This window comes from Exiguobacterium profundum, from assembly GCF_001909285.1.
Lineage (GTDB): Bacteria > Bacillota > Bacilli > Exiguobacteriales > Exiguobacteriaceae > Exiguobacterium > Exiguobacterium profundum.
In genome coordinates, this window is record NZ_MRSV01000001.1 from 1,894,813 (window position 1) to 1,908,822 (window position 14,010).

At 45.9% G+C, this 14,010-nt stretch carries 14 protein-coding genes and 2 pseudogenes; 2 read left to right on the forward strand and 14 right to left on the reverse strand.

Annotated features, from left to right (window positions below):
* Position 1: 1 nt before the first annotated feature.
* The 6 genes from BBB58_RS15585 to BBB58_RS09850 form a co-directional block, all read right to left on the reverse strand.
* Positions 2-133, reverse strand: a complete 132-nt coding sequence (locus BBB58_RS15585) for a hypothetical protein (RefSeq protein WP_276327303.1) — start codon at positions 131-133, stop codon at positions 2-4.
* A 14-nt stretch (positions 134-147) separates the two neighbouring features.
* Positions 148-486 carry a DUF2199 domain-containing protein gene (locus tag BBB58_RS09830; protein WP_338082752.1) on the reverse strand — a complete coding sequence of 113 codons (339 nt, stop codon included), beginning with the start codon at positions 484-486 and terminating at the stop codon, positions 148-150.
* A gap of 284 nt (positions 487-770) precedes the next feature.
* Positions 771-1,409: a hypothetical protein gene (locus BBB58_RS09835; RefSeq protein ID WP_074037054.1), complete on the reverse strand. Its 639-nt coding sequence runs from the start codon at positions 1,407-1,409 to the stop codon at positions 771-773.
* A gap of 115 nt (positions 1,410-1,524) precedes the next feature.
* Complete coding sequence (locus BBB58_RS09840; protein ID WP_074037055.1) at positions 1,525-2,451, reverse strand: NAD(P)-dependent alcohol dehydrogenase; 927 nt, start codon at positions 2,449-2,451, stop codon at positions 1,525-1,527.
* Between the two features lie 99 nt (positions 2,452-2,550).
* Positions 2,551-3,594 (reverse strand): ABC transporter permease, encoded by a 1,044-nt coding sequence (locus tag BBB58_RS09845; protein WP_074037056.1) that lies wholly within the window; start codon positions 3,592-3,594, stop codon positions 2,551-2,553.
* Complete coding sequence (locus BBB58_RS09850) at positions 3,594-4,454, reverse strand: ABC transporter permease subunit (RefSeq protein WP_074037057.1); 861 nt, start codon at positions 4,452-4,454, stop codon at positions 3,594-3,596. Before BBB58_RS09850 ends, BBB58_RS09845 begins: the two co-directional genes overlap by 1 nt.
* Before the next feature lie 210 nt (positions 4,455-4,664).
* On the opposite strand from BBB58_RS09850, the gene BBB58_RS09855 reads away from it, so the two are divergent.
* Positions 4,665-4,964, forward strand: coding sequence for a hypothetical protein (locus tag BBB58_RS09855; RefSeq protein WP_074037058.1), 300 nt, complete (start codon positions 4,665-4,667; stop codon positions 4,962-4,964).
* Between the two features lie 306 nt (positions 4,965-5,270).
* Here BBB58_RS09855 and BBB58_RS09860 read toward each other — a convergent pair whose 3' ends face one another.
* The 4 genes from BBB58_RS09860 to BBB58_RS09875 form a co-directional block, all read right to left on the reverse strand.
* Positions 5,271-5,696, reverse strand: a complete 426-nt coding sequence (locus tag BBB58_RS09860) for a hypothetical protein (RefSeq protein WP_074037059.1) — start codon at positions 5,694-5,696, stop codon at positions 5,271-5,273.
* A gap of 80 nt (positions 5,697-5,776) precedes the next feature.
* Complete coding sequence (locus tag BBB58_RS09865) at positions 5,777-6,541, reverse strand: DUF817 domain-containing protein (protein ID WP_074037060.1); 765 nt, start codon at positions 6,539-6,541, stop codon at positions 5,777-5,779.
* Positions 6,542-6,549: 8 nt separating this feature from the next.
* Positions 6,550-7,410, reverse strand: coding sequence for a metal-dependent hydrolase (locus BBB58_RS09870; protein WP_074037061.1), 861 nt, complete (start codon positions 7,408-7,410; stop codon positions 6,550-6,552).
* Between the two features lie 200 nt (positions 7,411-7,610).
* Entirely contained in the window at positions 7,611-8,618 is a 1,008-nt protein-coding gene (locus tag BBB58_RS09875; protein WP_074037062.1) for a helix-turn-helix transcriptional regulator, read from the reverse strand.
* Positions 8,619-8,734: 116 nt separating this feature from the next.
* Between BBB58_RS09875 and BBB58_RS09880 the strand changes: the two genes are divergently transcribed.
* Positions 8,735-9,580 (forward strand): alpha/beta fold hydrolase, encoded by an 846-nt coding sequence (locus BBB58_RS09880; RefSeq protein ID WP_074037063.1) that lies wholly within the window; start codon positions 8,735-8,737, stop codon positions 9,578-9,580.
* Positions 9,581-9,604: 24 nt separating this feature from the next.
* Here BBB58_RS09880 and BBB58_RS09885 read toward each other — a convergent pair whose 3' ends face one another.
* The 4 genes and pseudogenes from BBB58_RS09885 to BBB58_RS09900 form a co-directional block, all read right to left on the reverse strand.
* A complete protein-coding gene (locus tag BBB58_RS09885) occupies positions 9,605-10,006 on the reverse strand; it encodes a YhfM domain-containing protein (RefSeq protein ID WP_167365520.1) in 402 nt (133 codons plus the stop codon).
* A 112-nt stretch (positions 10,007-10,118) separates the two neighbouring features.
* On the reverse strand, positions 10,119-11,537 hold the full coding sequence (locus BBB58_RS09890) for a glycoside hydrolase family 32 protein (RefSeq protein WP_074037065.1): 1,419 nt from the start codon (positions 11,535-11,537) through the stop codon (positions 10,119-10,121).
* 19 nt (positions 11,538-11,556) lie between these two features.
* Positions 11,557-12,993: pseudogene (locus BBB58_RS09895) on the reverse strand (sucrose-specific PTS transporter subunit IIBC).
* A pseudogene (locus BBB58_RS09900) lies at positions 12,990-13,927 on the reverse strand (carbohydrate kinase family protein). The pseudogenes BBB58_RS09895 and BBB58_RS09900 overlap by 4 nt, the downstream one beginning before the upstream one ends.
* Positions 13,928-14,010 lie beyond the last annotated feature (83 nt).

Here is a 14,010-nt window from a genome sequence, read left to right on the forward strand (position 1 = left end):
ATTATCCAAGTTCTTTGAATTGTTTGTCGTGAACAAGTAACTCGATTCGCTCCAACATCTTCTGCTGAATCGAAGTGAGCACTTGATTTCCTGTGTACAAATCGAAAATCAAAGATGACTTCAATTGATTCACCCTGATCTCCTCCTTTATCCATTACGTTCAATGAGTCGGAATATATCATCGACCCGCAACCTGGTGATACCATTACGTTGCTCCATTGCAAGAGGATGATTCGTTGGTTCGAGTTCAATCAATGGACGTATTCCGACTGCACGCATATGTACATTTGTCTTTAGATTGATGGTATCTGGATAGATAGGAAGTTCCGTCGATAGCCAGCCGAACATCGAATCGAGGTCAATACGCGTTGGTTCATCCCATAAATCGATGACTTTGAAAAAGTTATTCGGACTGAGTGATACCCAGACATTCCAGATGAAAGGATCGTCTTCTCCAATGATTGGAATTTCGAGGCATCCGTTGATAAAGAAATGAGCTTCATCGAGGACGCATAATCATCTGTCAAGACGACGCGTTTCTTCATCTCCCGTTTCGACAGCCCTTCTAATAATGCTGGCATGATCGATCCAAAGCCCACTGTATGTTCTTTACTCGTGCCACATATCGAGCAGTTGCAATCACTCTTGTGTTTTCGTTTGAAAAGGTATCTCATAAGTACTCACTTTCTGATTTAAGATTAATTAATGGTATGTGAAATAAACCCATTCATTTTACACGTATTTCATTTTTTACAGGAAATTACGGTTTGTTAGACGAATGTCGTAACTCTTGAATCAGTTTCTAACACTCGCGTCCGCGTATCATTTTTCGATAAAAACTCTTCTTCTCCATTTTCATCAAAGCAATATGCGATCGGAATCGAGATTCCACAATTTCGATACGATCCATCCGCGTGACTCGTTCCGATAATCATCGCTTTTCGTTCCATCGCAATTTTTCTCGCTTCTTCCGTCCACTCCGTGAATTGTTCCTCACTAAACATCCCGACCCCGATTGGATTGAATATGATTGATAGATGCTCATGACCCTTCAATCCTTCAACCCCCATAAAAATCTCCCTGCACAGTAAATATCCGTATTCTTCTGCTCCATCTGTGGCACTTGATGGCATGAACAAGCCCACATTTTCAGGCGTTTTCCATCGCGTTAACAACGTCTCGCCATTCTTATTTACAATGAGGACCCGGTCTCTATTCGTGTCATCTCGATACCCTAAAACAATCGTTGTGTTGAATTGGATCGCTAAATCACTTAGCTCATCCAATGCTCTATATGTACAATATCCCTCTGGATAGAGAATCAAGTCCACTGTAGGGTTCGACTCAATCTCTCCCTTCAGTTGCATAAGATCTTGTTCCATCTTCGGTTGTCCAATCAATATATTCATGTCTACTCGCCCGCTCTCATTGATTCGTCTAGTCGGTGAATCCATTCATATGTAAGTGAGGTTCTCGACCAAACCTCACGATAAAATATGATATTTCTCTCTATACTACCATCTATCATCTGATTGATTCTTCCTTGATTCTCACAATCACATTCCCAACCTTTGTCCCTTGATCGACGTATCGGTGTGCCTCGACAATCTCATCTAGCGAATAAACTGAATCAATGACTGGTTGTAGCTCTCCTGCTTCAAATAATTCGTTCAAGAACATCAAATCCTCTTTTCGTTCGCTCGCCGGTCCCTGTCCCGCGACGGAACTGAACGCACTATTCTCTGCCACATGTTTTTTGGCTAGGCGTTTATCAATTTTCCCCGAAGCATCAAAGACGGCATCATACGTACCCAATTCACGGTCATACCCTTCTCTCGAATAGTCCACGACTACATCTGCCCCGAGCCGCTTCACGAGCTCGATGTTGCGTTCATGGCATACCGCAGTCACATGAACGCCGTAGTGCTTCGCAATCTGTACGGCAGTCGAACCGACAGCACCCGCTCCACCATAAATGAGAACGTTCGTCGCTCGCTCGATACGTGCCTTCCGTAAAAAATGTAATGCAGTCGTCCCACCAAATGGTAGCGCCGCTGCCTCGATAAAGCTGGCATGCGCGGGCATCTGAAACACACATTTCGATTCGTTCACACATGCAAACTCCGCATAACCACCAAAACGCATCCCAGTGAGGGCATAGACGTTGTCTCCGACCTGAAAGTTTTTCACACTGTTTCCTGTTTCTACGACGGTACCTGCCAACACGACACCGAGAATCGGTTGACGTGGCGCCTTAAACCCAACAACTAATCGAATCGGTAGTTTTCCTAATGCTGGAACGTCTAGTGCGCGGAGGCGTTGGTCTCCCGAGTGGACGGCCGATGCATGGACTTGAATCAGTAACTCATTGCTTTTCGGCTTCGGTTGATGCACTTCTTGAATGACGAGTACTTCCGGTGGCCCATACGCGGTACAAATCGCAGCTTTCATATCGATTCACTCCATTCATGAATTGTCACCTCAATCTGTTATACACGTTCCCTCAAACAAGACCGTTCAGTCCATTCGACATAGAAAAACCGGATCATATCATACGATATCATCCGGTTCCTTCCTTAATGACACAGTCGAATCAACAAGGGTGAACGGATTCGAAAGGGAAGCAGCTGCCGCTTCCGATTGTGCTAGACTTGCCTCGGTCACCACCGGTTCTTGACGTCTGAGCTTAAATGCTCGCTCGAGACGGCTCGTCAACAAGTTGAAAATAAAGATGAGCGCAGCAAGTGACATGGCCGGGACGAGAAATAGATGATTCGTCATCCATGTCATCGCAGTGAACTGTCTGAAATAATACCCGAACATCGAAGACCATTCATAAACGGTCGGCATGATCCCTTCATGTAACATGACCGTTCCTCCGAAGAAAATCCCAAACAGTGAGAGATGAATGAGCAACATGAGCGTCTGAACAAACTGTTGCATGAAGACGATCACGAGGGTTGGGACGAGATGCGGGAAAAGGTGCAATCTCACACGATGCCAGACACTGCCACCAAGCGTCTGAGCCACGATCATGAACTCTTGTTGAAGCAATTGTCGAATCTCTGTGATGAGATATAACGTGACGGCAGGTAATCCGAGAACGACTAAGACGATTAGTTCAATCTTTACTCGATCCCATAATGGAGGCACCTGTGTCGAATCATAGAAGGTCAGTGTTCCTACCAACATCATCAATGCGATCAATGATATCGGTAGAATCAAAAAGCCGTCCAATAGCGTTTTAAAGAATTGATTTAAGCGAGCTCCCCTGAAAGCAAGAGGGATGCCAATCAATAGACCGATGACCATCCGTCCGAATGCGACGAGCGCACAGATGCCAACGGTCCACTTAAATCCTTCCACGAGCATTTGGAATAAATCATATCCAGCATTGTCCGTCCCGAGCCATTGATATTTTGACGGTTCTAATGGTGGTATTCCAATGAGTCTCCCTTCATCAGAGTAGAGCATGAGGGTTTGATCAACATTCCCATCACGAAACACGGTATTTCCAAAACTCATCAACAATAGCCCCGCTACGATAACAAAGCAGAAGATGAAAATCGGGTCACGTATTAATACTCGGCGCATCAAATCCCTCCTTTCCATGCATTCGGAATAATCCATTCAATCAGTAAATCAAATAAAAAAATCGGGATATAGATGACGAATAAGATAACCAGTAAGATTTCCATCTGCGGGTTGTAGACGGCGAATCGAAATAACCCTTGAACGTTAAATAAGTATTCGACAATCAAAAGTGTCGATAAGATGGTAATGATGTTCGAACGGAAAAAGAGGTAAAACCGATAGATGATATTTGGTAATAAGTGTTTCCAAAACAGTCCACTCGGTCGAATCCCTTTCGCTTGTGCGAGTTCGAGATACGGAATGGCTTCTTGTTCATGAATATGAATTGTCAACCATTTGATAAAGAAGAATAATGTCGTCAGCGTCAATGTGACGATTGGGAGAAACCGTATATACTCTGCGAATCCTCCGGCAACTTCAATGCGATCGAACCCTGTCGATTTATGGATTGTAATCGCAAGAAATTGAGAAAAAATTAACCAGAATAAATCTGGTACCATCTCGAGCGTCTGACTCGTTTGGTGTAAAACGGTACGAACGCGTCTCCCGCTCCGATAGTAGAAGTACGCATACATTAATCCTAGCGAGGTCGATACCGCGAGTGCCGTGGTAAAAATGATGACCGATTCTTTGACGAGCGGTCCAAGTGCCGGCAAGAGTGGCAAGTAACGTTGCGCGGTGATGTTGTAATATGTAATGTCCTCTAGTTTCTGTAATTGGTCCATCTGTTGTTGAATGCCGTTCCAATAATTCGTCAGACTAAAATCCGTCTGAACGACGAGCGACGGTAGCGCACTAATCGCAATCAAGATGAAAAATGCGATTATCAGATGAACTGATTTCCGAGCAATATACGTCATAGTTCTATCTCCTTTTGAATGCAAATCTCTCAATCAAAAGTGTGAAAGGATGTCCGGTTGATTGTTCATTTTCTAAAGGGAATAATATCCAAAGACACTTTCCACTGATTCTAGCATATTTATTATGTAAATAGAAACAATTTTCTGAAATTTATCTGGGTTATTTTGTATGATACAATGTATAGATAGAAATATTTAGGGGGTTAAAGGATGTGGATTATTTTTGGATTGGCTGCGATCGGGGCGACGCTCATCAATTTGACCGTATTTATGATGGAGAAGGACTATAAGCTGCCGATGGCGATTGCCCTATCATTAGTTGCTCTCACGTTATGCGCCGAATATAGCTTGCTCAACATGTGGGTCGAAGCAAAAGACTGGGCTGCCATAATGGATGTCGTACCTGGTATGTCGCGTGCGCTATGGTTCTTGACGGTTGTGGCAATCTTTTTGAATATCCTTCCGATCTTTTTAGAGAGAAAACGAAACAAGATGAAGGAATCGAAATGATCGGTATGGCGTTCAAGAAATTCCGGTCATTTAGTGAATGACAATGAATCATAAACTTATTGCGATTCTCGCTAATCCATTTGGTGTTTTCATTTTTGTCGTTTTTTCACTGTCTTTGATATGGCAGGCCATACTCCGTCTCTTATCGTCTCAGCACATCTTGTTCATAACCAATTTAGTCGGAGGACTGGGTTTTATCGTCATGATGTTGCTTTTATGGCATACGTACAGGAGTCAATCATAGTAAAACGTGTTCGAAGCTATAAAATTAGCTTTGAACACGTTTTGTTTTTGAGTTTCACGCAATCAATCATCTGAACGAGTTGAATATAATAGCTCACCGTCAAGTGATCGCAACTCATAATCGATTCCTGATTGCATCTGCTTTGTCATTATTGCGCGACACGTAAACACATATCCTGGACCATATGCAACGTCCGGAATTTCCTTGAAGCCGTATGACCGCTCTCCGAACCATAGCGTCACGTTCGATGAACCCTTCGATGATCGGTCATCGACGACATAACATTCTCCCGTCTCGACGATGTGATTCGTCGTCATGCGGTCGTACGTTTCCATGCCTGCCATTCCAAGTACAAGAAACGAACAAAACATTGCGAGACAAGCTTGTCCTAGTTTGACTCGATTCCGAGTCTTTCGCCACTCTCTCCAATAGATGACAAGAGATCCTAGACACAATAATCCAATCAACCAAGTAAGTACAATTTCCAACAACCGAATCACCTCGTTTTACAATACGACTTTCTTCAAAAAAGGATTCGTGTCCCCTCACAAAAAAACTCGACACATGTTTAAGGTAATTCATACTCCAATTTTCGCTTTTGCCAAGCGACAAGGAGGATACTGATGATGACGAGTAGGAACCAGGACGACAGTTTTCCTAAATCAACGATGGCCCAACCGTTCAATTGGTCCGGATACGCCCAGCCGTTGTAGAACGTGACAATATTTTCAGCGAGCCAGATAAAGCAGGCAATCAAGAAGAATGACAGGACGACCGGCATCTCAAATCGTCGATCGTCGAGTTTATACGAGACAACCGAGCGACCGAACGCCAAAAAGATGAATGCGATCAACAGCCACCGTAGGTCTAACCAAACATGGTGCCAAAAAAAGTTGAAGTAAATGGCGATGCCAAGTCCGAAGGCGATGATTGGGTGCGGCATCTTCGTAAATCGTAAATCGAGACGACGCCATGCCTGGACGACGTAACTACCAACGCTCGCATACATAAATCCGGCATAGAGCGGGACGCCCCACACTTTTGTGAACGCCTCATCCGGATAACTCCATGACCCCATCTGCACCTTGAATAATTCAAGTCCAAGACCGATGACATGGAACCAGCTGATGACCTTCACTTCTTCCATCGTCTCGAGCCCCGTCTTCACAAGGACGACTTGAACGAACAAACACCAGATGAGTAAAACGTCATATCGTGGGAGTGGTAACTCTACAAACTTTGTGACGGCAAGCGCTCCGAAGATAGCGACCGGAAAGATACAACTAAGTGCCTGTTCGTAAGCGAAGATAAAGAGATAACGTATACGTCCCATCCGTTGTCCTACCTTTCGATGTATTCATATAAAAATGAGGATTCGCCATCATAAAACCGCGGGTCAAAGACGCCGAGCCGTTCTTCGTTTGCTACGATGACGACGAACGGCGACCATTTGGTCAATGTGCGCGCCTCATGATTCGCTTCAAACAATGGTTCAAGACTCGCCTTTTCGGCACTCGTCAATTCGTATTGCAAGGTCGCTTCTTGATATATCGAATCTTGAAAGAGCGATACGTCCTCGTCAGTCTTCGTAATGACCGTGAACTGAGTCGGGATAAATGAAGCCGAGAGCGCCACTTCGTCATATTCCTTTGAATAAGACTGATATAAATAGGCGCCCTGCGCACTTTGAAGCGCGACATAAAGAACGAGGGCAGCCCATGCATACCGATACGTCTTATAACGGACTTCTTGTTTACGTGCGACGAGCCAGGCGACCAAGAAGATTCCCCAATAGACAAAATCGACAATCGGGATCACACCGAATGTGATCCTCACGTCCGAGATCGGTTCGAAATACCCTGTCCCCCATGCATTGAACAAATCGGATGTATTGTGTACGAAGACAGACAATAATGCCCACCAAAAATAGCGGATGTCCGTCACTCGAAAGAGAAGGCGAACCAGTATGTAGATGAGCAGTGCAAAGAGTGGAACGAGGAAGATCGAGTGAGTGATGCCGCGATGCCACATCTGATACATGCCTTCTGTGTCCCATAGCCGTGAAATTACATCACTGTCAGGGATTTGGCTCCCGACGAGTGTCGTGACGAATAAGGCTCGTTTTTCATGTTGTTGTAAATCACGCTTATCGGCTGCACCATATAACGTCAAACCGAATAACGTATGTGTAATCGTATCCACGTTCTACCTCCATAGCGAAAGAGACATCTCCCAATCCTGGACGATGTCTCTTCCTATTAGTTCTCTTTATCCATTTTCATGGCGCGTCTTGCGACGATCGTTACGAAAATGACAGCGACAATCGGAATGATCAATGGCATCCAATTCAACATCCGCCTGTCCCCCTTCATCTAGTGTCGCAAGCAGTATAGCACATCTGCTTACTCGATGGAGGAATGAATGCTTGTATGTTCATAAGTAATTGCCATCTTCTCAATCGTTGCTTTCATATGATCACGAAGCGTGAGTGGTTCAACCACTTCTACTTGTGAACCCAAAGATAGCAACCAGTAAATAAATCCGTCAGAAACGGCCGCATCGAAACGGATGAGGAATCGTTCTCCATGTTCAGAAACAGAAACGTCTTCCCCTAACTTGTCAAAGATGACCGGGAGAACGCGTTCGTCGACGGACAAAACGATTTGTTCATCAGATCCGTTATACATATTGAATGATTTTTGATAGTAATTATCAGGTAAATGATGCTTCGGACGAATGGTGCCATCTTCCACAATCTCCGAATTGACGATGCGGTCAACCCGGTAGTTCCGCACCTCTCCGATTGATTCGTCGATCCCGATCAAGTAGTACTGCTCGTGATTCCAATGCAAATCGATTGGATTAACGACGTATCGCTCTCCGTCACGGCGGAGCGGGAACGTTCGTTTCGTCACATCAAATCCGACGACGTCTGTATATTGGAACGAGATAGCTTTTCGTTCATGAATGGCCCGTTGGATACGATCGATATGGTAAGGAATGTGTCCGTGTTTTTTCTTCGGCGTCTTGATGATCGATTGTAGCGTCTTCGCTTCAGGGATACTCGTCAGCATTTGAAGTTTCTCTACAATTTCCTCGGTCACGTCTTCCGAGATAAATTTCGCTGCGACAATCGCATCGACCATCATCCGGAGTTCATGAATCTCAAATAAGCGGGCCGAATGCCAATACTTTTTAGCGAGACCATTCTTCTCCAATTCATCCTGCACTTCAAACCCCGAATTATTCAGTGCCTGGATATCGTCTTTCACCGATTTTTTTGCTAACTTATAAGTATCTCCTATCGTTGACAAGTACTCGAGCAAATCTTCTAGTGTCTTTGGATTCGCTTCGTCCGTGTAACGTTCGAAGAAACGTCGAACTTCAAGTAACCGCTCTCGGTTATTCACGGTTCTATCCCCTTTCGTCTCTCTGTCTAAATTATGTATAAACAGACATTATCATTTTATTTCCACGAAATAAAGGTATTTTCCATTACAAAACGTTTAAGGAGGCGCCATCTAAGTTGAAATATTATGCACACGTCGACGGCTCAAAAATCGAATATATAGACCGCGGTCACGGTCCCGTCATCGTACTGATCCATGGGACCCAGTCATCGAGTTTAGAACCATACCATGTGGACCAACTCGTTTTATCCGGTTTCCGGGTCATTGTCCCATCTAGACCCGGATATGGAGAAACACCATACTCTTTTTCAGCATCTCTTCAATTGTTTGCATCCCGACTCTCTCACTTGATGCAAATGCTAGATATTGATCGATATCATGTCTATGGCATCTCTGCCGGAGGACCGACCGCGATCGAGCTCGCTTCACAGAATCAGTGTGTCCTTAGTTTGACCCTCGCTGCCGCCGTGACGAGTGTCGTTGATTTCCCGTATCGGGACACGGTCAGCCGAAATGTCGTCCAACCCGCATTTATCGCACTTCAATACATCATGAAACAGTTTATTGCTCGTGCCATTCATAAACATCCATTCGAAGCGACGGCCCGTATGATTCAATCGACAAGCGTGTTGGCACTCGAGACGATTCGAGAAGAGGTGTCTCCTTATGATATTTTCCTCCTGAAACGCGTCGCGAATCAGATGGCGTTTGGACTTGGCGCACAGTTCGATTTGAAACAACGTGTCTCGAGTGAGGTGTTACTCGGTGTGTCGTGCCCAACCTATATCATTCACTCGAAAAACGACAAAGCAGTTCCTGTTCGACATGCCCATTACGCGAAGCGCTTGATCCCACATGCGCAGCTTACGATTCTGAACAGTCCCGGTCACTTGATTTGGGTCGGACGGCAAGCAAGAAAATCAGAGCGACAAATCGAACGATTTATCCGTTTTAACTCCTAAAGCATCTCAAAAAGAGGTGCTTTTTTACGCCTCTAATCCGAGGGCAACAATCAATTGATTCGTTGTATGTTCCGGGATTCTCCAGATAACGTCTGTTCGTTCAAATTCTGTGATCACACTTGGATGGTCCGGTTGTCCGAGCCAAAGCTGATAGCGCTCTTGCTCTCCACCTTTAAATTGTACGATGAGGTCAAAATCGGGTGCTACTTCGATTTCGATGTCTTCGATTACTTCTGAACTTCGTAGCATTTCCGCGAACACTCTCACTTGATCCAACGAGTGGAACTCTAGTGCTATTTTTTCATTAAATGTACCCAGTCCTACCGATTCTGCCACCACCACACGTTCAACTTCTTCATTCTCAATTTCTCCCACTGGATCTCCGAATGGTGCGGTAATCGTTCGAATCGCCTCAACCCACTTCATCATTTTTTCTTTTTTTTTTCCTCTTTCTTCTCTATCTCAATACGTAGATCCAATCAAAACGGTTTCAAAATATGGAAATAAAAAAAGCCAAGCATTCGCTCAGCTTTTTCACTCATTCATACTTCCAACCGACTACGCTTGCATTGTCCCCGACATAGCGAACTCGTTTCTCTTCATCGTTTGGGAAAATGCGAAGCGTGGCCACAGCGTCACCATCGTTGACGAAACACTCGACACTCGATGAGTCGACATACAGCCGAAGGGATGTGACGTTGATCACCTTGGTCCGAGTCGTCCCGAACTCGGTTGCGAACGGTTCACCTGCATTCGTCCGGTCGATGGTCAATTCGGATGTTTCTTTCTCGTACCGAATCACAAGCGACTCATCTTCTGTCTTCAACAGTTCAAGTTTGAAGTCTTCCCCAGAAGTCGACAGTTCCAATTCATAACGTTCAGGAGTGACCATGTCGATCAGCGTACTCGATTCTTTAATAAACTGGTCTTGTCGTAGTTGCTTCATTTCTGGGACAGGTCGTTGTTTCAATACACCATCTTCCACTGATAGTTCACGTGGCAGTGTTAACGCATGTGCCCAGCCGTACCGGTCTGTCGGATATTCGATTTCCGGTAGGCCCATCCAACCGACTAGAATACGACGCCCGTCATGCTCCGTCGATTGCGGTGCATAAAAGTCAAACCCGAAGTCGAGCTCTTCAAACGACTCATGTTTGAAGACGAGTGTCTCCAAATCAAGCGTGCCTGTGACATATCCAGATTGGTAGATGTTGTGGTAGCGATGACCTTCCGGCTCAATCCCTTGCGGAGAAAAAATGAGCACGTGTTTTCCTTCAATTTCAAAGACGTCAGGACACTCCCACATGTAACCGAATGGGGCGAGCCCCGTCTTCACTTCACCTAAAAATGTCCAATCATTTAAGTCGGTTGAACGATATAAGACTACACAACCTGTCTCATCTGTGCGCTGCGCCCCGACAATCGCATAATATGTGCCATCTGCTTCCCATACCTTTGGATCTCGGAAGTGTTCCGTATAGCCTGCCGGGATATCCGGGATGGCCACGTTGCGGCGCTCGATTATCCCTTCACGCAGTACACCGATGATTTGCGAGGCGTGACGCGTCCAATCGTCCGTACGATGATTCCCTGTATACATCACGTGAAGGGTGTCGTCTACAACGAAACCACTTCCAGAATAGGCACCGTGGGAATCTTCTTTCGTTTCAGGGACTAACGCCACCCCGCGGTCGGTCCAATGGACAAGATCTTTCGAACTGACATGATACCAATGTTTGAGACCGTGAACTGGCCCGAGCGGGAACCATTGATAGAATAGATGGTACTCTCCATCGTAATATGAGAAGCCGTTCGGGTCATTGAGGAGGCCCGTCGGCGGCTGGATATGGTACCCAAACCGCCACGGGGATGCGGCCGTCTTTGCACGGAGCACCTCCATCTCGAGGGCGCTCACGTCACGGAGTGAACGATAACGTTCGGCCTTCGTCCAATTCATAGTGTCACTTCCTTTTTCGTTACGCGGCTTGTTTGACCGCTTCTTTTTTTGCTTGTTTTTTCGCAAGGATGAATGTCAATCCGAATGTCACGGCAAAGGCGATGGCCATACCAATGATATACGAGATGATCGAACCCGGTGCGATTGAGATAATTCCTGGTAATCCGGCAGCACCGAGCGCTACTGCCAATACGTCGTTTCCAACGATGAATGCAGACGCAACGGCTGAACCAACGATGGCTGCGATGAATGGATAACGAAGTTTTAAGTTGACCCCGAACATGGCAGGCTCTGTGATCCCAAGTAATGCAGAGATTCCTGATGCTGAGGCGACACCTTTCATCTTCTTATCAGCAGTCAAGAAGAAGACGGCAAGGGTAGCTGCCCCTTGTGCGACGTTTGACATTGCAGCGATTGGGAAGATGAACGATCCCCCTGTTTCAGCGATATCGGCGAGAAGCTGTGTCTCAATTGCGATGAAGCTATGGTGCATCCCCGTGATAACGATTGGAGCGTAGAGAAGACCCATGATCAAGCCACCGACGAACCCGAGTGAATCGTACGTCCATACTAATCCATCAATGATCAAGTTCCCTGCTTCGCGTGTGATTGGACCCACGAAGGCGAACGTGATGAATGCTGTGAAGAGAAGTGAGAGCAATGGCGTGAGCAAAATATCAAGTGATGCCGGCATGAACTTCCGAATGTTGATTTCAAGTTTCGATAAAATGTACGTCGAGACGAGGACTGGTAAGACTTGTCCTTGGTATCCTAACTTCTCAATCTCAAGCCCAAAGATGTTCCAAACCGGAATCTCCTCAACGCTTGCCTGAGCGTATGCATTGATCAAGTCCGGGTGAACCATGATCATCCCGAGAGCTGCACCGAGATATGGGTTACCACCGAACCGCTTGGCTGCGGAGAACCCTATGAGTACAGGTAGGAAGACGAAGGCGGCGTTTGCGAACGTATTGATCATCGCTGCTATGTCTGCCATGCCTGGATACTGGTCAATCAATGAACGTCCTTCAAAAAACAAATCCGGTGCTGTCAATAGGTTGTTGATCCCCATCAAGAGACCTCCGGCGACGATGGCCGGAATGATTGGGACAAAGATATCTGATAACATTTTGACGAATTGCTGGAGCGGGTTCATCTTTTTCGCTCCGTTTTACTTCACGTCTGTCGTTGACATGTCTCCAAGACCTGTCAATTGTGAAAATTCGGCATAAACCTTGTTGACCGTACCTTGTCCGATGATGATTTGGTATTGTCCTCCTGTCGAGAACGTTCCTTTGACGACGTCAAGTTGTTCGAGTGCTTTCTCATCGACCTTTGACTCATCGCTCAATACGAGACGAAGACGAGTCGCACAATGCGCCGCTGCCGCAACGTTCTCTTTACCGCCGATTGCCTCTAATATCGATGCTGCTTCTTTTTTGTAATCTTTTTTCATTTCCCTCCTAACGTTTCATTCACAAGTTGTCGTGATGGAATGGCTGGAATGGCGCCATAAGCTGTACATGTTAATGCACCCGTTACGTTCGCATATTCAATGTCAGAACGTAAGCGCTCCGGGTCAAACCCGAGTGTTGCCAACCGATATAAGTAAGCTCCGACGAACGCATCTCCCGCTCCCGTCGAATCGATACTGTCGATTGAGATTGAAGGAACGATTTCATGATGCGTGCTTGTCGCAATCAACGTCCCACGAGACCCTAGTGTAATGGCAATCTGTTTTGCACCTAATTCAAGCAGTGCACGAACAGCGTCTTCTAGTTGTTCTTCTCCGGTTAACAAGTGCGCTTCTTCTTCGCTCAATTTAATGAAGTCCGATTCCGCGATGAAGTGTCTCGCATCTTGTTTAAATTGCTCGAGATCCGTGATCAATGCATCCCGATAGTTCGGGTCGAACGAGATAAACAAGCCATCCCGCTTTGCAAATTGCAATAACTTAAAGTACGCGTCTTTCAATTTTCCATCAAGTAGTGCTGTCGCCGAGCCGAAATGAATGATGTCTCCTGACTCGATCACCGATAAGTCGATCGACTCGAAGACATACTCCCCGTCACTTCCGCGACGGAATGTGAAGTCCCGCTCTCCGTCCTCTTGAATCGATACGAATGCGAATGTCGTATCTCCAGACTCCACAAGGTTTTCTGTTCGGACGCCGTTCTCGACCAACGTCTGTTTCAAGAAGAGACCAAACGGGTCATCTCCAACCTGTCCGAGGAAACTGGATTGTCCCCCGTGCTTACTGACGACTGCCGCGACATTCGCAGGTGCGCCCCCTGCTTTTTTGACGAACGTGTCCCGTTCACGAGATCGCTAGACGCATCCTCGCATACCCAGTCAATCAACAATTCGCCGATACAATGTACGGTGTTCATATCGTCCACCTCCAAAAATCATATGAGTTCTTTATACGATTGGTACCGGTTCCATTTTAGAATAAAAAATGTTGCGGAACCGG